Here is a 19,782-nt window from a genome sequence, read left to right on the forward strand (position 1 = left end):
GGGTCGAAGTATGGAAGAGACCATCAAGGCGTTCACGCTCTGGCTGGCGGTCGGAACTGAGGCTGCGGCGGCGCTGATCATCGGGCTTGCCACTGTCGAGGCTGTTCTGTCTGCTCTGCTCCTGTTCCTGCCCGACGCAGCCTCACGGATCGTTGGCGAGGGACCGCAGGCAGCCAAGGAGCAGGTGCGGCTGAAGCTCGGACGCTGGCTCGCCGTGGCGCTGGAGTTCGAGCTGGGTGCGGATATCCTGCGCACGGCTGTGGCGCCGACCTGGTCAGAGATCGGCCAACTCGCCGCCATCGCGGCAATCCGCACGATCCTGAACTACTTCCTCCAGCAGGAGATCGACAAGGCCGAGCGACGGCCGTTGGGAAGTGGATCAGCCGGTCCGGTATCGGATCCGCGCTGAGGCATCGCGCCCATGTCGCTGCTCGATCACTGGATCAACATACTGGCGACGCTGATCGAGTTCGGGGGTGCCCTACTCGTCGTGTTCGGCTGTACGCGCGGCCTTCTGCATCTCGCCGTCGGGTTTGGCAGTCGCGAGAGCATCGATGCGGCCCGCCTCATCGTTGCCGACGGCATCGTGGCGGCTCTTGGCTTCAAGACAGCCGCGACCCTCCTGAAGACGATCGAGCTGCGCAGCTGGCAGGCCATCCTGATGTTCGTGGCTGTGTTTGCCCTACGCACCTTCGTCAAGCAGGCCCTGATGCGCGAAGAGGCTGGTTTGAGGGCGAAACGGTCAGCGAATTGATGAGGGGCGGATGCGCCGAGCCAGCATGAGATGGCTACCCCATCCAATTAAGGACCGAGCGGAGGTTAAACATCCGTCGGATTTCCGGAACCACGCGCGCGGCCCCCTTCGCGACTCGGGTTTGGTCGCTCGTCGCGTTCTCACATATCGCCACCGTCTCGTGGCGAGCCCAGGCTATTTGGCGGAGCATCCAGCACCGGTCATACCGCGAGACCTGCACAATCACCGGCTCCTAGCATTCTCGCTGGGCAAGCCGGACCATCGCTGGACGTTCATCCGTGCCGGACATGCGGACCGGGAGACCGTCACCTTCCAACCGCACTTCACGATGAACGACTATATCGGACTCGCGACGGCGCTGATGGCAGGATCTGGTATCGGCGACCTGCCGCCGGTGGTCCAACCAGAGCCGCTGCGGGATGGCAGGTTGATCGAGGTGATGCCGGGCTGGCAGTTTCGAACCTTCGACCTGTCGCTGGTCCATCTGGGCCATCGCCATCTTCCGCAGCCGGTTCGTTTGTTCAAGGACTTCGCCACTCAGATGACAGCAAGCTTATTTCCGGATTTGCCGGTTTGATCATCGATGATAATAGTATAACTTTAACTCTTAGATAAATATATGTTGTCGATCAGAGCTTATAGCCGACGTCGGCCCCGAGTGTGTCTTCGGTGATCCAGCGGCCGCATGCGAAGCAAGATGGTTCGGGAGGAACGCAAGCGGGACATGTGATCCGGACACTGCTGATGTCCGCTTCGGAGATACCGGAAAAGGCCAGCGAATGGCCAACATGGGCGCGAAGCCGAATGTCCGGTTTTGCGCGTGATGGCGATCCGGCGTGACGCACTCTGGCCGAAAGCCGCTGGTCTGCTTCTGGTCGCTCGACGTGGCAAACCGGACATCGCAGCACGCTAATTCCCGGCGTCAGAAAAAACGTTTTGCCGACATGTGATAAGCCGTCATCGTTTTCCGACAGGCTTGCAGCCAATTTGGCGGCCCCAACATGCGTGGCCAGCGATCGTCGGAAAAACGATCGTTTTCCAGACATGCGGAGATGATAGGACCGATTTCCGCGAAGGGTGCAGGCTGTGCGAAAACGGAAACGCGCCCCCAAAACTGTAGAACAATCCTCCAGGCGACAGACATGCAGTCCCGCTTGATGACTGTTCTAACGTGGTCTGGATGTCTAATCGGTGCTGCCTAGGTTAAGCCTCGGGAAGATTTTTCTATCGCCTCCGCGTTTTCACCCACCCTCGGTGGCAACCGGACGTTGATTGTTAATCCGGAAGCGGACGTTCTATCAGTTTCATGCCAAATTTCTTGGGAATGTTTATAAATGATTGCGATAATGCTAGAAAGTTCCACAGCGTAAGCCTGGAATTCCAAATTTACGCTTATGATCTTAGTATTGATGAAGGTTGGGCGACAAAAATGCGCGAACTACGTCGATGGATCATTGCTTTTTTGGTTATCGAAGCGGCATGGATGACCTATCTACTGATGGCCTGCTCTGCGACACATATTTCGGTCAGTGAGCAATCAGGAATGTCAAACTTCAGCCCGTTCTACCTAATGCCGGTTGCGATATTTCTGTTCTCGATCATGGGGTTGTGGCTGATAGCGGCTCTAGCTCGCGTGTCGATCTTGTTTTTCCGGTCAATCATTCAGCCTTGAATAACCTTATCCGAGTTGTGGACGATATAACTAAGATTATTCGGCCGATCACTCGCGCGTACTTGCCGGACCTAAATAACTACCTCAAAAAATTTTGCATGAGCGGTCGTCTAGATCGAAGCTAAGGTCGTGCGCTGATTTAGTAAAGATTAACTCTGTAACAGAAGAAAAAGGTCGACATTGAATTCTGCATATCTTGTTTCAGCAGCTGCAGCCTGATGTTAAGACCGCACAGGCACACGTGAGCTTGAGCGTTGCACGTTGGCCTTGCCCTCAAGCCAAGGCGCTGAGAAGGTTCTATGCGGCGAGATGAGCGGCGCCGGCTGCTCTCCCTGGCAAAGGGCGAGAGCGGCAATGTCGTGATAATTTTCGGTCTTGTCCTACCTCTGCTCCTCGGTGCGGGCGGCCTAGTGATCGATTACGGCAATGCCGTGCGCATCCGTGCTGTCGAGTCCAGTGTCGCCGACGCCACCGCTCTCCTCGTCGCCAGCGCCGATACTGATCCGCCCCCATTGAAGTGGTCCGCCCTTTGGTATGGCTTTTGAGCCAGGAGGACGGATGACATGGCCAAGCACCCGAAGCCCGAGGAGATCGTTGCCAAGCTGCGGCAGGCGGATGTGCTGATCTCCCAGGGCCAGAGCGTCTCCGACGCCATCCGCGCCATCGGCGTGAGTTCAGTGACGTACTACCGGTGGCGGCGTGAGTTCGGCGGCCTGAAGAGCGATCAGGTTCGCCGGATGAGGGATCTGGAGACCGAGAACCAGCGGCTGCGCAAGGCGATCGCGGACCTCACGCTCGACAAGTTGATCCTGCAGGAGGCATCCCGGGGAAACTTTCTCTATTCGGGGTTCATCGGTCAACGCCCTTTCGTGCGCATCCTGGTTCGACGCGTGATCGGCCCTGTGGAGCTCTTGCTTCTCTCCGAGGTCAGCGAGCGCCGCCTCATGATGGGGTTAGAGGGAGTGGGCGGATCCATCTAAGCCGCGCGCTCGGCAGAACCGACGCTCGAGTTTCCTCGGTCTCACCCGCTCCCGTCGTCCCCACAGGGACCTCCTCCACGCCGGAGGAGCTCGGTATTACGTGATGCTGATCCGTAAGCTTCAGGCCGCCGTCGCGGCTTCGGTCGACCAGCGGAAATCCTTCTCGTCGCGCCACATGCGATGCAGCACGATCGCCAGCTTGCGGGCGACGGCCACAAGGGCCTTCTGCATGCCTCTGCGCTTGGCCACAGCCAGCCCCCAGACCTTCAGCGAGGACCATCGAACCCGAGGGCCAGTCAGCAGCACGAGCGCGGCCTCATACAGTGCGGCGCGCATCATCGTGTCGCCGCACTTCGAGACTCGGCCGACCCGCATCGTCTCGCCGGACTGGTAGAGCCGCGGCGTCAGACCATAATGCGCCCCGACGCATTGCGATCGTCCGAAGCGGGCTGGGTTGTCGACGCAGGTACGGTAGGTCAACGCCACGACCGGCCCGACGCCGGGCGCGGTCATCAAGCGCCGGCAGACCGGGTCGGTGCGGACCTGGTCCAGCAGCATTTTGTGCAGCTTGGCCAGTTGGGTCCGCAGCGCCGAGCGCGCCTCCAGCAGCGGCAGGACCACGGCCGCGACGAAGGGCAGATCGAGCACGAGGTCGCGTACGCGCTGCTCGAACCCGGCAGCCCCCACGACACCCACCTTGAGGCCGAAGTTGCGCAGTTGGCCGCGCAGGTCGCTCTCGATGTCGTAAGCCTTGCGCTGAAGCAGCTTGCGCGAGGTCAGGAGCAGGCGGCGTTGCTGGCTGGCCGGCGTTTTGACGTGGACCGGCTTGAACAGGCCGACCCGCATCATCTGGGCTATGCCCATCGCGTCGTTGCGGTCGGTCTTGTTGATGCGGGCCGAGAGGGCCGCATGCATGTGGCGGGTCTCGACGCAGATCGCCGGCAGTCCGGCTTCGACCAGGCCGGCGTAGAGCCACGGTGAGAGCGGTCCCGCCTCCAGGCCGACACGCGCGTAGCTGTGGCCGAGGTCGATCAGGTGCCGGCCGATCACCTCGGGATGGCTCTCGACGGTGGCCCGGTGCACGACCTTACCATGGGGATCGGCGATGCAGATTGCGGTCTCCTTCACGGAGACATCGAGGCCGACGTGGTGCTGCTCGCTCATGGTGGGGCTCCGGGATTGGATCGAAGCGCCATCATGCCGCCGCTTCCGCTGCGCGAGGCACCCCGAATACCCCATCTGAGCCCCGCGCGCCGACGCGCCTGTGTCGAGCACATCATCGATGTCTTGCACGTCTCCGAGCGCCGCGCTTGTCGGGCCCTCGGTCAGCATCGCTCGACACAGCGCAAGGTGCCGCGGGGCCGTGATGACGAAGAGGCGCTGACGGCCGACCTCGTGGCGTTGGCCGAACAGTATGGACGCTATGGCTACCGCAAGATCAGTGCGCTGCTGAAGGCGGCCGGGTGGCTCGTCAACGACAAGCGCGTCGAGCGGATCTGGCGGCGTGAGGGCCTGAAGGTCCCGGCCAAGCAGCCCAAGCGGGGGCGGATCTGGGACAACGACGGCTCCTGCATCCGTCTTCGCCCGGAGTACCGCAATCACGTATGGTCCTATGACTTCGTTGAGGCACGCACGCACGATGGGCGCAAGTTCCGGATGCTCAACGTGGTCGGCGAGTTCACGCACGAATGCCTGGCGATCCGGGTCGCCCGCAAGCTCAAGGCGATCGACGTGATCGATGTGCTGTCTGATCTGTTCATTCTGCGCGGAGTGCCGGGACACATGCGTTCGGACAACGTCCTACGTAGCGAGGAAGGACGGCTGGCCGGGCAACAGGTCTCTGTCCGCGAACATGCGCTCGCGGCGTGAACTTCGTCAACGTCGATCCAGGTGGCTCCTGCCGATCCGGAAGAACTCTCAGCCATAGCGAACACAGGATCCAGCCGGCGCACGTCGCGCCGTGGTCCTCACCGTCCTCAACATGAGATGTCGATCCAGGCAGGAGACCCGAGCATTGTCTACAGGGTCGTGGTTCTCACGCCCTCACGGCTCAACTGAGAGGGGTTCTCCCACCTGGTACCGGTCCCTCGACGAAGGGCCGGTAGTCGTCACCACGTTTGACGACGGCGTGCACCACGCGCGCCATCTTGGCGGTGATCGCGGTCAGCGCCTTGCGCCGCAGGTCGGCATTGTGCCGATCGCGGGCGATGTAGCGCTCGAACTTGTCGCGGAAGCCGTTCTCCCGCTGCCGGATGGCGACCTGTCCAGCCAGCCACAGGGTCCGGCGCAGGCGGGCGTTTCCGTACTTCGACAGCTTGGTTTGGCCCCGGAAGGTGCCGGATTGCTGGGTGGCCAGATCAAGCCCGCAGAACTTCAGGAACTGCCGGTGATGGCCGAAGCGGCGCAGATCGCCGGCCTCAGCCAGGATGGTCAGGGCGTTGATCGGGCCGATGCCAGGGATGCGGCGCAGCAGCTTGTAGTCGGAGCTGTCGGTCAGGAGGGCGTCGGCCATGGCCTCGATGGCGTCGCGCTGCTGGATCAGCCCGCGCACCTCGCCGATGACGAGCCGGAGCATGCTCACCGCCGGAGCGTCAGGCGGCACCGGCAGGCCAATCGAGCTGCGGGCCGTCTCGTAGATGTCGCCGAGCAGTTGCGCCTTGGCCACCTTGCGCCCGACGACATCCCAGGCGGCGGCGATGAAGGCCTCCTTGCTCAGCGCGGTGATGCTGGCGGGCGTGGGGAAGCGATCGAGGAAGGCGAAGAACCAGTCCGAGCGGCTGTTGTGGCGGAAGCGGTCGACCTCCGGGAAGTACAGCGGCAGGTAGTGGGTCAGGATCCGATGCAGCACCTCGGTCTTGGCCTTTGAGACGGCGTCGTGCGTCTTGGACAGTTCCTGCACGTCGTTGATGCCGGCGGCGAGTGGATCGTGGTACACCTGCGAGGCGCCGATGCGGATCATGTGCAACATGACCTGCGCATCCTTGGGATCGTTCTTGTCCCAGCCGTTGTGCAGGGCCTCACGGGTGCGGGCGAGCGCCACGGACGAGATCAGGCGCACGGCAAAGCCGGCCTGGAGCAGGCGCCAGGCAATCGGGCGGTGATAGTTGCCGGTGGCCTCGAAGCCGCAGGTCACCGGCTGGCCGAGATCAGATAGGATCGCGATCAGACGGTCGTGCTCGGCGCGGGTGTTGAGGACGCTCAACCGGCGTCGTCGGCCGGAGCCGGGCACCTCGATCAGGACCTCGTTGCGGGCCTTGGCGACGTCGATGGCTACGAGAACGCCGGCCGGCGGCGTAAGCTGTGGTCTGGTCATGGTCGATCCGTCTCCGGAATGAGGCTTCGAACACCGTCACTCTAGAGACCTGCTGATCGGCCATGACCGCCCAGGGCGGCGCGCTGCGCTCAGCATGGCTTCGCGCGCCGCCCCAGAACCGTCGAGCCATCTTCCCGATGTGCTATGGCCCTGAGTTCATCGCCAAGTCCGTGCAGGCTTGGATCACCGGGGTTGGCGCCAAGACGGCCTACATCACCCCCGGTTCACCGTGGGAGAACGGCTACGTTGAAAGCTTCAACGCCCGCCTGCGGGACGAACTCCTGAATGGCGAGATCTTCTACACCCTCAAGGAGGCACAGATCGTGATTGAGAGCTGGAGACGGCACTACAACGCCGTTCGCCCCCACGCTTCACTCGGATACCGCCCGCCAGCCCCGGAGGTGTTCGTGCCAGCCTTCACCGCTTGGCCGGCTGCGCTCGCCCGACCGGCTCCGCCGGCCAAGCTACCCGTGGTGGAGCGGCCCACCGCGCACTAACTTTGCTTCTGGACCACCTCGTGGGGGCCGGTCAGTCGCGGCGATCGAGTTCGCGCTGATCCTACCGATTACGCTGGCGCTTCTTTTCGGCACAACGGAGTTTGGGCGCGCGATCGATCATTACCGCAGAGTTACACTTCTGGCACGCGCGGTGGCCGACCTCACGTCTCAAGGTGACGGGCAGCCCACGATGGCGGCGGCGTCGATGTCCGATATCGTGGCCGCGGCCAAACTGGTGCTCACGCCTTATCCCAGCAGCGGAGCCAAGATCGTCATCAGCGCGCTCGGCGTCCCCGCTGACGGTGCCGGTCAGCAGCCGCGCGTGTGTTCCAGCTACGCCAGCAGCAACGCTACGGCGCGGACAGTCGGGGCAGCGAGTGACCTCAAGGTTCCGGAAGGCTTCCAACTCGCCGGGATGCGGTACGTGCTGGCCGAAGTGAGCGTGCCGTATCCAGCGATGTTCGGCAGCAGCGTCATGCGGCTCGTGGGTGGGGCAAGCAACCAGTTCACATTCCAGGCAAGTGTGCCCTGGCCAGTTCGGGCCGGCCAGAACTATAAATCGACATACAACGAAATCGTTTTGCCAAACGGCAAGGCGTGCACTTCCTGACTGCTACCGAAAACCCTCTGAAATTCTCGCCGCACTGCTGACCCCTCACCTGCCCCCGATCCGAGGCTCGTAGCGGAGGAGCCACAACCGGCCACGCCCTGTCGTCTGGGCTGGTCGTGCTGCCGACTAGCGGACCTTCCGAATGCCTGAGAAAGGTCAAAACCTGGAGCATGCCGATATCGGGAAGCCGTCGTTTTTCGTACATAGATGCCCGCTAGCGCGGAATGACTGGTTATGGTGGTTTCGAGACGGTCCGCTTTTGGACGATAATGCCAGGAAGCGGACATCGGCGCTGCGCCACTTATTACTCTCACTCGAATGCCAGAAGGGCGGCTTGCGGGTAGCTCGACTTGGGTCTTCAACAAATCCTGAACTGTGGCAGCCGTGCTCTTTCGAGAGAACAAGATGATTATTTAGATCAAGCTTTCTCAACCGCCTCTCGATTGCTGCAAGCAAAAGTTGTATGGCTATTTAGCTGTCTTTGTCTAAATTTTATACAAAGGATTATGCTAAGTTTAAGTTAATCTTCACTTATTACAGCCACTCTCATCAACGTTCGACCGGGAGACCAGAGGTCGGAGTTTCAAGTTATCCCTGCCATGGCTGTTCCCTGCATGCAGCGCTTCGATCCTTCCGATGAACGAAGTCGTCGGGCCAACCTCTGGGCGGATCGCCGCGGCGGCGTCGCGCTCATCTTCGGTCTGAGCGCCACTGTGCTGATCGGTCTTGTCGGCGGCGGCATCGACTACGCCCGCCTCTCGTATCGCCGCAGCCAGCTTCAGAATGCCGTCGACGTGGGGACACTCGCTGGCGGCAACACTCTCAAGCTTGCATCTGCGACCGTCGAGTCCGTCAAGGGCGTGACCGAACAGGCAGTTCGGGATAACGCTCATCCCCTGCCGGATCGGCCTTTCACGCTGACCGTCACCGTCGCGTCGGACAAGACCAGCGTCTTCGCCCGCGCTGAGGAGACGGTGAAGCTTGCCTTCGGCGCCTTCGTGGGCCTGCGCGCCATGACGGTGTCAGCGCAGGCGCGGGCCAACGTCGTCGGCAAGATGCGGCTGTGCATGCTCACCCTCGGCGACGCCGCGCCCGGCGCCTTCAACTTGCAGAAGAGGGCTGAGGTCACCGCCGACGGGTGCTCCCTCTACTCGAACTCGACCAACGCGATCGGTATGGTCGGCGGCAACAGTGCCATAGCCAAGGCACAGACCATCTGCTCAGCGGGCGGCTACAGCGGACCGCGGGCCAACTTCGCGCCACCGCCGCAGACCAGTTGCCCGTCTCTGGGCGACCCGCTCAAAGATCGCGCTCTGCCCACACCGGGCACTTGCACCCCGATCCCGGCCTCGGCCAACAGCAAGGGCGACACCAGCAAGAACTTGGTCGATCAGAGCGTCACGCTCGATCCGGGCACTTATTGTGGTGGCTTGCACATCACCAAGAAGGCAAATGTCACGCTTCGAGCCGGCGTCTACGTCCTGAAGGATGGGCCGCTCGTCGTCGATCAGAAAGGGTCGCTGACGGGCACGGATGTCGGCCTGTTCTTCACGGGCGACCAAGCTGGGTTGCTGTTCGACAAACTGTCCACTGTCAGCTTAGCGGCGCCAACCACGGGGATCATGGCCGGATTGCTGATTGCCGAGGACCGTACCGTCGGCGACCCCGTAGATCCGACGGCAGCAATCATCAGCTTCATCGGCGCCCTGCTTTCACCACTGACACCGGCGCCTTCACCGACGCCCCAGCCTCTCGGTCTGACACGGCCGTTGCGGACATACCGCATCATCAGCGACAACGCGCGCACGATGCTCGGCACGATCTATCTGCCGGCGGGGCGGCTTGTGATCGATGCGGACAAACCTGTCGCCGATCAATCGGCCTACACCGTGATTGTCGCCGCGCAGCTCAACCTCTATGAGGGACCTAACCTCTACCTCAACGCGAACTACGATGGGACGAGCGTTCCGGTCCCCAAAGGCGTTGGACCGCTGCCGGGCAAGCTCCTGCTCACCCAGTGATCCACTCGGACGTGGCTATAGAACGCTAGGTACGTTGTAAGACCGAACGTCGGCTTTCGGTATGTAGGTCAAGCGCTACCATTACGCCAGCCACGACGAACTCCGGCTGCACCTGAAGCCGTTCGTGGATGCCTATAACTACGGCCGCCGGCACAAGACCCTGCGCGGCCTCACGCCTTACGAGTTCATCTTCCAAACCTGGACGAAAGAGCCCGAACGCTTCAGGCTCGATCCGTCACACCACATGCCGGGACCGAACATCTAGGGCCGGGATGGCGGGACAGGTCGGCACGGACCGGCGCAGGTGCTCCAGCTCCTTGTGCCGCTCGGCGACGCCGTAGCCCGACCAACGGCGCAGGCGTTTCTCGGTCTTGGTCGGCGGCGGGAGGGACTTCAGGACTCTCTTGGTCATGCCGCCTCCGCCATTTCGAGGGCGTTGGCCGGGGCGAGGTTGTGCCGGCTAATAAATGGAATAAAGGCGTGCATTTGCTGAAAAAATAGGCGGCAGGCTCTGCAAAAACCACTAAGAAACTCCGCAACTAGGCGCTTTAATTAAATTTTAATTCTTGAAAGTAATGCTCGCAAAGGTAGGAGACGCGCGTGATGATCAGCGTTTCGGCGGATAGCTACTTTGCGGTGCTCCGAGCGGCGCAGCTGCAGGCGGCGCGAACCGGTATGCCGACGAACGAGAAGCAAAGCGTGCCCGTCGCCATTGAGGAGCAGGCTCCACCGCCTGCGCCGCAAAGCACCAACGCATCTGTTAGCCAGATTATTGACGTCCTGGTCTGACGCAAGAACAAGCTTAGAGGAAAGTTCATTGCCCCAGGATCGACGCGAAAGTCTGCGCGCCGCAACTAACTTTCCCGCGCACATCCTCACCGACGGCGGAAGGCGCACGCCCTGCACGCTCGCCGAACGCTCGGCTTCCGGCGCATTGCTGAAGGTCGTCAGTGCTGCCAGTCTCCCCGACGCGTTCACGCTCATCGTCGGGCACAGCGGTGAGATCCGAGACGTCCGCGTGGATTGGCGGCAGTCCGACAGGCTCGGGGTTACGTTCGCGTAGCGCTTCACGTCCGCACCTCCCCGCCGAATAGATCCCCCTTCGCGCCCTCCTCCACGATCAGATCCGGCCAGCGCTCAGGCCTCCCGACCCACAGGTCGGAGGGCTTGATGTTGCCGGCTTGGCGCTCGACCGAATAGGCGGTGATCCTGACCCAGCAAACTAACTGGTCCGCGCCGAGCACGAGTTTTTCGGGCATTGACGTCCCCCATCGCTTCGGTCTGGCCTGATCGCAAGGCCTGGGAAGGCTGACGCCCCAGGGATTCGCCTTTGCGGCGGCTCAACCGGCCGCCGAACGAGACCCCGGAGGCTCACCTTTCGACTGGACCAAGATCTGGGAGACCCTCAAGGATCAGGCAGGCTGGCGAGATTGCTAGTCCTTACAACCTATAGGTTTCAATTTCGCCCATTTCAATTTGAGGGCGAATGCCCCGCAGGCCCGCTCATCAGAGACTGATAAGGCAAATTGTCGCCGCAGCTATAGCAACTGATATAAGACAAAGACATACTTAATTAACTATTTTTCATTATTAGATTTATTGCTAATCCTCAAAATTATCAAGAGACAGCCATGCCGCTCCTGCGGACGATTGCACATACTTTGGCCGCGGTATTGACTTTTAGTAGTTTTAGTGCGGGTGCACAAGATTACAAAGATGAGAAGTCAATCTATAGGAGACCTGACCTCATCCCTTTTCCCGAAGACGGGCCATACTCGCCGCAACTAGCAACTCTCGGTAAGATGTTGTTCTTCGATCCTCGCCTCAGCGGCAAGCAGAACCTCAGCTGTGCGAGCTGCCATAATCCATCTTTCGGCTTTGAAGTGCCAGTTGCGGGCGCAATTGGCGCGACGAACAAGCCTTTGCCTCGCAAGGCCCCAACTGTGCTGAACGCGGCTTGGATCCCGACTTTATTCTGGGACGGACGCGCGCCGAACCTGGAACTGCAAGCCATGGGCCCGATCACGGCCGAAGGTGAAATGGACGGTAAGTTCCCCCAGATTATCGGACGCTTGAAAGGCGTCCCGGAGTACAGCGCTTGGTTCGCGAAGCTGTTTCCTAAGGACGGCGTCACCCAAGACAACATCCTCACGGCGATCGCGACTTACGAGCGCTCGATCGTGGCTGGATCCGCGCCGTTCGACCGCTGGGTTGAGGGTGACGAGGCGGCAATCTCGCCTGCCGCGCAACGTGGCTTTGCCCTGTTCAACGGCAAGGCTGGATGCTCTGGCTGTCATACCGGCTGGAACTTCACGGACAATCAGTTCCACGACATCGGTATCCCGACCAAGGATGTCGGTCGAGCGGCGTTCGATCCCGACAACCCTCTGGCGCAGTACGCCTTCAAGACACCGGGATTGCGCAATCTGACCTACCGCGCGCCGTTCGGCCATGCTGGTCAGTTCGCCGACCTCGATGCGATCATCACCTTCTACGAGAGTGGCGGCGTGCCTCGGCCCTCCAAGTCGCCGCTGATGAAGCCGCTCAGCCTCAGCACCGCGGAACACGCGGATCTGGTCGCCTTTCTGCGCTCCCTGACCGCCGAGCAGACGCAAACCGCTCTGCCGAACCTGCCGAACTGACGCTGACGACGGAACTTCGCACGATGTCAATCCGCTATAAAATCCTTCTTCCGCTGCTCGCCTTCATGCTCCTGGCGGCCCTCCTTTCAGGCGTCACCGGGCTTGTCGGCCTGGGAGCAGTTACGGATCTTGCAGGGCTTACCGAGCGCACGAGTGAGGCGAACGAGGTCAGCCGCGCGGCCCGAGACCATTTCCGTCAGGCGGAAGCGCTGGTGGCACGCGTGACCGCGATGACCGATCTCGTCGACATGGACCCGATTAACGCTCAATTCGCCACGGCGGGCGACGAGTTGGCGAGCCTACTCGCGCGCTTGAAAAACGCCGCGCTATCCGACCGGATGCGAGTGTTGTCGCGCAACACGGACGCCGATGCGGCTCAATGGCGTGCTGATGCGGAGATCCTGCTCGGTGTCCGGCCGGCGCGGGAGATCCCGACCCAGGAGCGGATGACGCGCCGCAGCCGCGGGTTGCAACAGCGCTTCGGCGAGATCGTCGCGCTTGCGGCAGAGGATGCCCGCACTCGGATCGGCTCTACCCGCGAGGCGACTGCCTCGAAAATCTGGATGATGCTGGGCCTCGCAGGCGCCGTTGTCGTCCTTGGATCAGCCACGGCGTGGTGGCTCGCCGGGAGCTTGGCCAAGCCTCTGGTCCGGCTCACCGCCGATACCAGCCGCTTGGCTCAGGGCGATACCAGCGTGAGGCTCCTGGGGGCCGACCGCGGAGACGAGATCGGCGCCATCGCCCGGGCGGTCGTGGCTGTCCGCGACATGTCGCTGGAGGAAGCGGCCAAGCAACTCGCGACGACGGAGGCCGGCCGCCTGCGCGAAGAGCAAGCACGACGTGCCATGCTGCGCGATCTCGCCGACCAGTTCGAGCACTCTGTCGGCGCGATCGTCGAGCATGTCGGGCAAGCGGTCGGCAGTCTGCAAGCTTCATCCGACACGATGTCGGCGGCTGTAGACGGCACCGCTCACCGTTCGGCCACGGCGGCGGGAGCCGCGCGGCATACCAGTGGTAACGTGCATGCCGTGGCGGCAGCAGCCGAGGAGATCGGTGTGACGGTCCAGGAGATCGGTCGACAGGTCGAGCAGGCCACCGCGATGTCGGCTCATGCGGTTCAAGCCGTCTCTCGTACCGACCAGACCATGGTAGACCTTGCCACTGCCGCGACCCGTATCGGTGACGTGACCGGTATCGTCTCGCGCATCGCTGGGCAGACGAACCTCCTGGCGCTCAATGCTACGATCGAGGCGGCGCGGGCCGGCCAGGCGGGGCGAGGCTTCGCCATCGTCGCCGCCGAGGTGAAGGAACTGGCGAGCCAGACCACACGTGCGACCGAGGAGATCGGCCGTCAGATCACGGCGATCCAGGCAGCGACGGGCGGTGCCGCTGAGGCGATCCGGGACATCGTCGAGCAGATCCACGCGATGAATGGTGTGACGATGAGCATCGCCGCCGGCGTCGAGGAGCAGAGCGCGACCACACAGGAGATCATGCGCAGCATGGTCCAGGCCTCCGCTGGCACGGATCAAGTGACCGTGAACATCTCCGAGGTGGCGCGCTCGGCGGAGAGCGCGGGTGAAGCCGCGCATTCCGTTGCGGCGGCTGCAGACACTCTAGCCGAACAATCACGCACCTTGCGCATAGAAGTGCTGCAATTTCTTGCAAACGTGCGTGCAGCTTAGTTCTCGTTAGTAGGCACCATCAAATCGTCGCAAATTGTCTCCTGTCCCAAAGAAAAGCCCGCCCCGATGCGAAAGGGGCGGGCTTTTCGCGCCTCGGCGGCTCAATCGCGTGCTCGCGACATCAGCTCCCCCATCGCACCTTCGCCATGACCGCGTCCGACAAGTCCGGATGCGTGGATTGGTTCGCGTTACCGGCCTTCTGGGTCGATCCGCGCCTGATCGCGAACTGGGCAGGACCGAACGCTGAGGAACAAAGAGAGCCGTTTCGTTGCAGCTATAGGCCTGTAAAACAAACGGTCTTTTTCGTACATTCGCAGCGACGCTACCTACCGTCGAGTTCTAGTAGGGCGAGCGCAGTGGAACGGCGCAGCTGGAACTCAGCCGTGCCATTTGCATAAGAGGTGACGATGGAACGTCGTAGGCGAGCGCACGCCTAGGTGGTGCGCCCGCCGTCGTGATCAGTGAATTTGGTGTGCCTCTCAGGCCGCCGCTTTCTCGACCGTCTCAGCCAGCTGGCTGGCGAGTTCGTCGCCCTTGTAGATCTCGTCTACCGCCTGCTTCAGTTTGGCTGCGTCGTCCGTGCGGCCGAGCGCCTTGGCGTAGGCGGCAGCCGAGCCGAAGCCGGCCAAGCCGTAATGTGACATGCGCTGGTACTGTGCGATGATCTGGACATCGCGCAGCTTGCCGTCGCTCGGCGCCTCCTTGATGCCGTGCTTCACGGCCTCGGCCACGAGGCCCTCCATACCCTTGCAGTGCTCGGGCTTGTTCTCACCGCCGTTGGCTTGGATCAGGCTCTTGAGCACGTCGGTGTGCTTCTGGATCCCGCCGACCGACTTCTCCAGCATTTGCTTGAGCTTCGGATCACTCGCCTGACCGGTGAGTTGCTGCGCGGCTCTGACCATCTGGTCGTTGGCTGACCAGAGATCCTGCATCTCGTCGAGATAGACCTCTTTCAGGCTGTTGGGTGCCGACATCGTTTCCTCCAGCTGGTTCGCGATGCCCCGCAAACCGAAGGGACATCACGGCGTTCCGCCCGTCGGCATCGCCGCGTCGTTCCGTCTGAGGTCACAGAGGACGATGCAGCCGGAAACTCTCGACCGACCGCGAAGATTTTCCTCGAGCCGCCGTCGTTCGCATCAGGGCTTTCCACGCGTCCGAACGTTGGTGTTCCGCGAGGAGAGACGCCGATGGCGGATGAGACGCGCCACATACAGATGCAGCAGATTGTGGCCGGCCTATCCGAGGGCGTGATCCTGATCGAGCCGGATCAGACCATCGCCTACGCGAACGACGCCGCCGTGATGATGCACGGGGTTGCGGACGCCGGCGATCTCGGCGCCACCGTGTCCGAGTACCGCGCGAATTTCACCCTGCACTACCGCAATCACCGGGAGATCGGCCCGCTACAGCACCCCCTCGACCGGGTGCTCGCCGGCGAGGTGTTCCGCGACGTCGTAGTCGAGTTGATCCCCAAGCGGGATCCGACACACAGGTGGATGCACCGGATCCGCAGCCTGGTGACGACCGATGCCGATGGCACACTGAATGGCCTCGCCCTCGTGATGCAGGATGTCAGCGAGCACTACCAGGCCGAGGCCCGGTTCGAGCGGATGTTCAACGCCAACCCGGCTCCGGCGATCATCTGCCGGATCGCCGATCTACGCTTCGTGCGGGTCAACCACGGCTTCCTGGACCTGACCGGGTACCATCGCGACGATGTGCTCGGCCGGAGCTTCTGCGAGATCGATCTGCTTCGCGAGGCCGAGCGGCGCGAGATGGCGATCCATCGCCTGCACCAGGGCCGCACCATCCCGCAGATGGAGGCTCAGCTCGCAACCCCTTGTGGGAGAGGCCGCTACGTGATCGTGGCCGGACATCCCATCGAGATGCCGGGCCCGGGCGGCATCGAGCCGTGCATGCTGTTCACCTTCGCCGATCTGGAGGATCGCCGGAAGGCGGAGATGGCGCTGCGCCACAGCGAGGAGCGCTTCGCCAAGGCGTTCGACCTGTCGCCGGTGCCGAGCGCGTTGATGGACGCGGACGGGCTGGAGATCACCAGCGTCAATCAGGCCTTCGTTACCACCTTTGGGCCCGCGCCTGAGCCGACGGGCGGCCAGTCGCTCGCCGATCTCGCGCTCTGGGCCGACCGCGCCGAGCAGCGCAAGTTCTCCCGCGACTTGAGGCGACTCGGCAGCGTTCGCGGCTTCGAGGCCGTGCTGCAGGATGCGGCGGGCGCCGAGATCGACTGCCTCGTCTCGGCCGAGCGGGTGAGCATCAACGATGAGGCCTGCGTGCTGTGCGCCCTGCAGGACATCACCAGTCGCAAGCGCTCGGAGCGCGAGCTGATCACCGCCATCGAGGCGGTGATGGCGGACGCGTCGTGGTTCAGCCACGGGGTGATCGACAAGTTAGCGACCCTGCGTCACCCGTCACGCGCCGCCCGGCCGTCGGTCGGTGTCGAAAACCTGACGACCCGCGAGCGGGACATGCTCACGCGGATCTGCCAGGGCGCTACCGACCACGAGATCGGGGCCGAGCTGAAGCTGTCGCCGAACACGGTGCGCAATCACGTCTCGAGCCTCTACCGCAAGCTCGGGGTCAACCGCCGCAGCGCCGTACTGGTGTGGGCGCAGGAGCGCGGCATCGGGCCGAACACGCGGCACCGGCGCTGAGACCCACGAAAACCGTGACGGAACTACCAAGTCGACCTGGTAGAAATGTACTTTATGTAAATCGTCGGAACTTCGAGTAGATCCACTGATTACGCAGTGGTAGCTCTGCTCACGCGAGCATCTCGGAAGATCATCCCAGCGGGTTGATACGAGGAGATCCGTGTGGCCGGGCGTCGGAAGGTGCTCTCGCCCGACCATGCCCGGGCGCTGATCAAGGAAGCCATCGGCATCATCGAGGGCGACCGCGCGATCCAAGCGGAAGCCGCCGCCGAGATCGCCGCCATCGAAGCCGCGCACACGTCGTCGAACCCCAAGCCGAGACCAAGGCGCCCGACCCTCACGTGATGCCGGGTCGCGAGCGGACATGAGACCACACCCGCGGCTTCTGCACGGCTTCAGCGAGCCTGCAGACGGTCTTGCTGAGGCGCAACCACACCCTGCTCGGCCGTCGCCGGGTGATCTGACCTTGGACCAAACCCGTTTCTGCCGCTCCCGGCCGAAGATCGAACCACACTGACCTGAGAGCACCGAGCATGGCGTTGACCCCCGACACCACCCGTCCGGCCTACGACCGCGACGTCCCCACCGTCAGCGCGGTCTCCCCCGCGGAGGACATGCGCACGATGGCGCTGCACTCCGTCTCCTTGGGCGCGGTGTTCGCCGGCGCGGTGATCGCGCTGGTCGCCCAGGTCATCCTCAACATGGTCGGGCTCGGCATCGGCCTCTCGACCGTCGACCCGGCGGGTAACGGCACACCGACCGCCGGCAGCCTGTCCTCGGGCGCGGGGATCTGGTTCGTGATCTCCGGCATCCTCGCCTCCGCCGCCGGCGGCTGGCTCGCAGGGCGCCTCTCGGGCAAGCCGGCCAACACTACGACTGCCTACCACGGACTGATCGCCTGGGCGGTCTCGACGCTGGTCGTCGTGTACCTGCTGTCCTCGGCTGTCGGCGGTGTCGTCAGCGGCGCGTCGAGCGCGGTGTCGAGCACGCTGGGTGGCGCCGGCAACCTGATCGGCGGCTCGGTGAAGACCGCCGCACAGGCTGCCGCCCCGTCGCTGCCGGGCATGGATAACCCGTTCTCGAACATCGAGAGCGAGGTCCGCAGCGGCACCGGCAACGATCCGGAGGCCCTGAAGAACGCCGCCGTCAGCGCGATGCGCGCGGCGGTGACGGGTGATACCGCCCAGCAGAAAGATGCGCAGGAGAACGCGGCTCAGGCGCTGGCGAAGGCGCAGAACATCCCGGTCGAGCAGGCCCGGACCCAGGTCGCTCAGTACGTGCAGCAGTTCAACGACGCGACAGCCAAGGCCAAGGAACAGGCCAAGCAGGCGGCTGATGCCGCCGCGCGTGTCGCCTCGCAGGGCGCGCTCTACGGCGCCCTGGCGCTGATCCTCGGCGCGCTGGCGGCCTTCTTCGCGGGCCGCGGCGCCGCCGTCGATCCGGTGGTGAGCCGCACCGGCGTCGTCACCACGACCCAGGGTCGGATCTGACCATGAGCGATCCCGCCGACAGCCAACCGAAGCCCCCACAGGCGCAAGGCGTAGAGGCGGTGGAGGTCGCCGCCGGCGAGAGTGTGACGCTCCCGGTGGTCGAGGAGACCGCACGCATCGACAAGCGGGCGGTGGAGACCGGACGGGTGCGGGTCTCGACCCTCACCGAGACCGTGGACCAGGTCCTGCGCGAGAGCCTGCGCAGCGACACCGTCGAGGTCACCCGTGTGCCGATGGACCGAACGCTGTCGCCGGGCGAGGTGCCCCCGGCGGTGCGCGAGGAGGACGGGGTGACGATCATCCCGGTCCTCGAAGAGATCCTCGTCGTCGAGAAGCGCCTCGTCCTGAAGGAGGAGCTGCACATCCGCCGAAACTCCGCGGATGAGGACGTCGAGGTCCCGGTGACGCTGCGCAAGCAGCGCGCCGTGGTGGAACGCGTGAGCCTGGACGGCCACGCCAGCGTGCAGATCGATCCCCTTTCAGCCCAGGAGAAAACACCATGACGCAGACGATCACCGCACTGTTCGATCGCCCGGCCGAGGCGCAGGCCGCGCAAGCCAAGCTCGTTGCCGCCGGCATCCCGCAATCGGCAATTCGGCTGGTCCAGGGAGCGCAGACGGCGCGCACGAGCGGCTCGTACGACTACCACAAGGACGAGGGTGGCTTCTGGGGCTCGCTGAAGGACTTCTTCATGCCCGAGGAGGATCGCTACGCCTACAGCGAGGGCCTGAGCCGCGGCGGCACGCTGCTGACCGCGAGCGTCGAGCCGACGCAAACCGAAACGGCCTACGACATCTTGGAGCAGCACGGCTCGGTGGATCTCGACCAGCGCGAGGCCTCCTGGCGCAAGGAAGGCTGGAGCGGGTACTCGGCGTCGGGCGGCACGACCGTGGCCGGCTCAACCACAGGCACGGCGGCGACCGGAACAGCTACGGGAACTTCGGCTACGGGTGCCGCGGCTCTGAAGGGCGCCGGCACAACCGCGGGCGAGACGGACTACATCCCGGTCGCCGAGGAGCGGCTCAACGTCGGCAAGCGCGTGGCTGAGGCGGGTCGGGTGCGAGTTCGCTCGTACGTCGTCGAGAAGCCGGTCGAGGAGCAGGTCACCCTGCGCGACGAGACCGTCCACGTCGACCGGCGCGCGGTCGACCGGCCGGTGACGGCGGCCGACGAGGCCTTGTTCGCGAGCAAGACCATCGAGGCGACCGAGATGCGCGAGCAGGCGGTGGTGTCGAAGGAGGCCCGCGTGGTCGAGGAGGTCGGCATCCGAAAGGGCGCGACGCAGCACGTCGAGACCATCGCCGACAAGGTGCGGCACACCGAGGTCGAGGTCGAGGACGAGCGCGGCAACGTCAGCCGCACCGGCGCGACCGGCACCGCGACGGCCGGGACCACGCCGGGCACCCGCAAGCCGGTTTGATCCACCTGAGCACGCGGCCCGGAGCC

Annotated in this window: 21 protein-coding genes and 4 pseudogenes; 20 read left to right on the plus strand and 5 right to left on the minus strand. The window is 63.4% G+C overall.

The features are described 5' to 3' along the window. Positions 1-10 precede the first annotated feature (10 nt). The 6 genes and pseudogenes from M6G65_RS14325 to M6G65_RS14350 all read left to right on the plus strand — a co-directional run. Positions 11-409, plus strand: a complete 399-nt coding sequence (locus tag M6G65_RS14325) for a DUF1622 domain-containing protein (protein WP_238197737.1) — start codon at positions 11-13, stop codon at positions 407-409. A 12-nt stretch (positions 410-421) separates the two neighbouring features. Further along, complete coding sequence (locus M6G65_RS14330) at positions 422-754, plus strand: DUF1622 domain-containing protein (RefSeq protein ID WP_238197734.1); 333 nt, start codon at positions 422-424, stop codon at positions 752-754. 25 nt (positions 755-779) lie between these two features. After that, positions 780-1,331 carry a substrate binding domain-containing protein gene (locus M6G65_RS14335; protein WP_238197733.1) on the plus strand — a complete coding sequence of 184 codons (552 nt, stop codon included), beginning with the start codon at positions 780-782 and terminating at the stop codon, positions 1,329-1,331. 729 nt (positions 1,332-2,060) lie between these two features. Next, positions 2,061-2,426, plus strand: a complete 366-nt coding sequence (locus M6G65_RS14340) for a hypothetical protein (RefSeq protein WP_238197731.1) — start codon at positions 2,061-2,063, stop codon at positions 2,424-2,426. 299 nt (positions 2,427-2,725) lie between these two features. Beyond that, positions 2,726-2,971, plus strand: a complete 246-nt coding sequence (locus M6G65_RS14345; RefSeq protein WP_238197729.1) for a pilus assembly protein TadG-related protein — start codon at positions 2,726-2,728, stop codon at positions 2,969-2,971. Positions 2,972-2,989: 18 nt separating this feature from the next. Beyond that, positions 2,990-3,265 (plus strand): annotated as a pseudogene (locus tag M6G65_RS14350) (transposase); the annotation flags it as partial. A gap of 261 nt (positions 3,266-3,526) precedes the next feature. Here the strand turns inward: M6G65_RS14350 and M6G65_RS14355 are convergent. After that, positions 3,527-4,570, minus strand: coding sequence for an IS110 family RNA-guided transposase (locus tag M6G65_RS14355; RefSeq protein WP_250104084.1), 1,044 nt, complete (start codon positions 4,568-4,570; stop codon positions 3,527-3,529). A 42-nt stretch (positions 4,571-4,612) separates the two neighbouring features. Between M6G65_RS14355 and M6G65_RS14360 the strand changes: the two are divergent. Further along, positions 4,613-5,203 (plus strand): annotated as a pseudogene (locus M6G65_RS14360) (IS3 family transposase); the annotation flags it as partial. 253 nt (positions 5,204-5,456) lie between these two features. On the opposite strand, the gene M6G65_RS14365 reads toward M6G65_RS14360, so the two are convergent. After that, positions 5,457-6,719, minus strand: coding sequence for an IS110 family RNA-guided transposase (locus M6G65_RS14365; protein ID WP_238200363.1), 1,263 nt, complete (start codon positions 6,717-6,719; stop codon positions 5,457-5,459). Positions 6,720-6,865: 146 nt separating this feature from the next. Between M6G65_RS14365 and M6G65_RS14370 the strand changes: the two are divergent. The 4 genes and pseudogenes from M6G65_RS14370 to M6G65_RS14390 all read left to right on the plus strand — a co-directional run. Next, positions 6,866-7,216, plus strand: a pseudogene (locus M6G65_RS14370) (integrase core domain-containing protein); the annotation flags it as partial. A gap of 151 nt (positions 7,217-7,367) precedes the next feature. After that, entirely contained in the window at positions 7,368-7,826 is a 459-nt protein-coding gene (locus tag M6G65_RS14380; RefSeq protein ID WP_238199960.1) for a pilus assembly protein, read from the plus strand. A gap of 614 nt (positions 7,827-8,440) precedes the next feature. Beyond that, positions 8,441-9,847 (plus strand): TadE/TadG family type IV pilus assembly protein, encoded by a 1,407-nt coding sequence (locus tag M6G65_RS14385; RefSeq protein WP_250104085.1) that lies wholly within the window; start codon positions 8,441-8,443, stop codon positions 9,845-9,847. 67 nt (positions 9,848-9,914) lie between these two features. Then, positions 9,915-10,112: pseudogene (locus M6G65_RS14390) on the plus strand (IS3 family transposase); the annotation flags it as partial. On the opposite strand, the gene M6G65_RS14395 reads toward M6G65_RS14390, so the two are convergent. Continuing rightward, entirely contained in the window at positions 10,083-10,259 is a 177-nt protein-coding gene (locus tag M6G65_RS14395; protein ID WP_250104086.1) for a hypothetical protein, read from the minus strand. The pseudogene M6G65_RS14390 and the gene M6G65_RS14395 sit on opposite strands and share 30 nt — an antisense overlap. A gap of 188 nt (positions 10,260-10,447) precedes the next feature. Between M6G65_RS14395 and M6G65_RS14400 the strand changes: the two genes are divergently transcribed. Together M6G65_RS14400 and M6G65_RS14405 are read left to right on the plus strand one after the other, a co-directional pair. Beyond that, positions 10,448-10,636 carry a hypothetical protein gene (locus tag M6G65_RS14400; protein WP_238199934.1) on the plus strand — a complete coding sequence of 63 codons (189 nt, stop codon included), beginning with the start codon at positions 10,448-10,450 and terminating at the stop codon, positions 10,634-10,636. A 28-nt stretch (positions 10,637-10,664) separates the two neighbouring features. After that, the gene (locus M6G65_RS14405; RefSeq protein ID WP_238199935.1) at positions 10,665-10,910 is read left to right on the plus strand and encodes a PilZ domain-containing protein; all 246 of its coding nucleotides are present in this window, start codon (positions 10,665-10,667) and stop codon (positions 10,908-10,910) included. A 4-nt stretch (positions 10,911-10,914) separates the two neighbouring features. Here the strand turns inward: M6G65_RS14405 and M6G65_RS14410 are convergent, their stop codons facing one another. Beyond that, the gene (locus tag M6G65_RS14410; protein ID WP_238199936.1) at positions 10,915-11,106 is read right to left on the minus strand and encodes a hypothetical protein; all 192 of its coding nucleotides are present in this window, start codon (positions 11,104-11,106) and stop codon (positions 10,915-10,917) included. Between the two features lie 372 nt (positions 11,107-11,478). Here M6G65_RS14410 and M6G65_RS14415 point away from each other — a divergent pair, with 372 nt between their 5' ends. Continuing rightward, on the plus strand, positions 11,479-12,489 hold the full coding sequence (locus M6G65_RS14415) for a cytochrome-c peroxidase (protein ID WP_238199937.1): 1,011 nt from the start codon (positions 11,479-11,481) through the stop codon (positions 12,487-12,489). Positions 12,490-12,512: 23 nt separating this feature from the next. After that, positions 12,513-14,174, plus strand: coding sequence for a methyl-accepting chemotaxis protein (locus tag M6G65_RS14420; protein ID WP_250104087.1), 1,662 nt, complete (start codon positions 12,513-12,515; stop codon positions 14,172-14,174). Between the two features lie 479 nt (positions 14,175-14,653). On the opposite strand, the gene M6G65_RS14425 is transcribed toward M6G65_RS14420, so the two are convergent. Continuing rightward, positions 14,654-15,148, minus strand: a complete 495-nt coding sequence (locus tag M6G65_RS14425) for a ferritin-like domain-containing protein (RefSeq protein WP_238199957.1) — start codon at positions 15,146-15,148, stop codon at positions 14,654-14,656. 213 nt (positions 15,149-15,361) lie between these two features. Here M6G65_RS14425 and M6G65_RS14430 point away from each other — a divergent pair, with 213 nt between their 5' ends. From M6G65_RS14430 to M6G65_RS14450, 5 genes are all read left to right on the plus strand, one after another. Next, positions 15,362-16,846, plus strand: coding sequence for a PAS domain S-box protein (locus tag M6G65_RS14430; protein ID WP_238199939.1), 1,485 nt, complete (start codon positions 15,362-15,364; stop codon positions 16,844-16,846). A gap of 162 nt (positions 16,847-17,008) precedes the next feature. Further along, positions 17,009-17,191 carry a hypothetical protein gene (locus tag M6G65_RS14435; RefSeq protein WP_238199940.1) on the plus strand — a complete coding sequence of 61 codons (183 nt, stop codon included), beginning with the start codon at positions 17,009-17,011 and terminating at the stop codon, positions 17,189-17,191. A gap of 188 nt (positions 17,192-17,379) precedes the next feature. Continuing rightward, the gene (locus M6G65_RS14440; protein WP_430929563.1) at positions 17,380-18,336 is read left to right on the plus strand and encodes a PhnA-like protein; all 957 of its coding nucleotides are present in this window, start codon (positions 17,380-17,382) and stop codon (positions 18,334-18,336) included. 2 nt (positions 18,337-18,338) lie between these two features. Continuing rightward, positions 18,339-18,839, plus strand: a complete 501-nt coding sequence (locus tag M6G65_RS14445; RefSeq protein ID WP_238199941.1) for a YsnF/AvaK domain-containing protein — start codon at positions 18,339-18,341, stop codon at positions 18,837-18,839. Further along, the gene (locus M6G65_RS14450; protein WP_250104088.1) at positions 18,836-19,756 is read left to right on the plus strand and encodes a YsnF/AvaK domain-containing protein; all 921 of its coding nucleotides are present in this window, start codon (positions 18,836-18,838) and stop codon (positions 19,754-19,756) included. The genes M6G65_RS14445 and M6G65_RS14450 overlap by 4 nt, the downstream gene beginning before the upstream one ends. Positions 19,757-19,782: the final 26 nt, after the last annotated feature.

It is taken from the genome of Methylobacterium tardum, assembly GCF_023546765.1.
GTDB classification, from domain to species: Bacteria; Pseudomonadota; Alphaproteobacteria; order Rhizobiales; family Beijerinckiaceae; genus Methylobacterium; species Methylobacterium tardum.

Coding starts and splice junctions, on each gene's coding strand:
- M6G65_RS14330 (WP_238197734.1), top strand. CDS start 422: ATGTCGCTGCTCGATCACTGGATCAACATACTGGCGACGCTGATCGAG.
- M6G65_RS14385 (WP_250104085.1), top strand. CDS start 8,441: ATGCAGCGCTTCGATCCTTCCGATGAACGAAGTCGTCGGGCCAACCTC.
- M6G65_RS14430 (WP_238199939.1), top strand. CDS start 15,362: ATGGCGGATGAGACGCGCCACATACAGATGCAGCAGATTGTGGCCGGC.
- M6G65_RS14425 (WP_238199957.1), bottom strand. CDS start 15,148: ATGTCGGCACCCAACAGCCTGAAAGAGGTCTATCTCGACGAGATGCAG.
- M6G65_RS14445 (WP_238199941.1), top strand. CDS start 18,339: ATGAGCGATCCCGCCGACAGCCAACCGAAGCCCCCACAGGCGCAAGGC.
- M6G65_RS14365 (WP_238200363.1), bottom strand. CDS start 6,719: ATGACCAGACCACAGCTTACGCCGCCGGCCGGCGTTCTCGTAGCCATC.
- M6G65_RS14345 (WP_238197729.1), top strand. CDS start 2,726: ATGCGGCGAGATGAGCGGCGCCGGCTGCTCTCCCTGGCAAAGGGCGAG.
- M6G65_RS14355 (WP_250104084.1), bottom strand. CDS start 4,570: ATGAGCGAGCAGCACCACGTCGGCCTCGATGTCTCCGTGAAGGAGACC.
- M6G65_RS14410 (WP_238199936.1), bottom strand. CDS start 11,106: ATGCCCGAAAAACTCGTGCTCGGCGCGGACCAGTTAGTTTGCTGGGTC.
- M6G65_RS14440 (WP_430929563.1), top strand. CDS start 17,380: ATGGCGTTGACCCCCGACACCACCCGTCCGGCCTACGACCGCGACGTC.
- M6G65_RS14335 (WP_238197733.1), top strand. CDS start 780: ATGAGATGGCTACCCCATCCAATTAAGGACCGAGCGGAGGTTAAACAT.
- M6G65_RS14420 (WP_250104087.1), top strand. CDS start 12,513: ATGTCAATCCGCTATAAAATCCTTCTTCCGCTGCTCGCCTTCATGCTC.
- M6G65_RS14450 (WP_250104088.1), top strand. CDS start 18,836: ATGACGCAGACGATCACCGCACTGTTCGATCGCCCGGCCGAGGCGCAG.
- M6G65_RS14340 (WP_238197731.1), top strand. CDS start 2,061: ATGCCAAATTTCTTGGGAATGTTTATAAATGATTGCGATAATGCTAGA.
- M6G65_RS14415 (WP_238199937.1), top strand. CDS start 11,479: ATGCCGCTCCTGCGGACGATTGCACATACTTTGGCCGCGGTATTGACT.
- M6G65_RS14395 (WP_250104086.1), bottom strand. CDS start 10,259: ATGACCAAGAGAGTCCTGAAGTCCCTCCCGCCGCCGACCAAGACCGAG.
- M6G65_RS14325 (WP_238197737.1), top strand. CDS start 11: ATGGAAGAGACCATCAAGGCGTTCACGCTCTGGCTGGCGGTCGGAACT.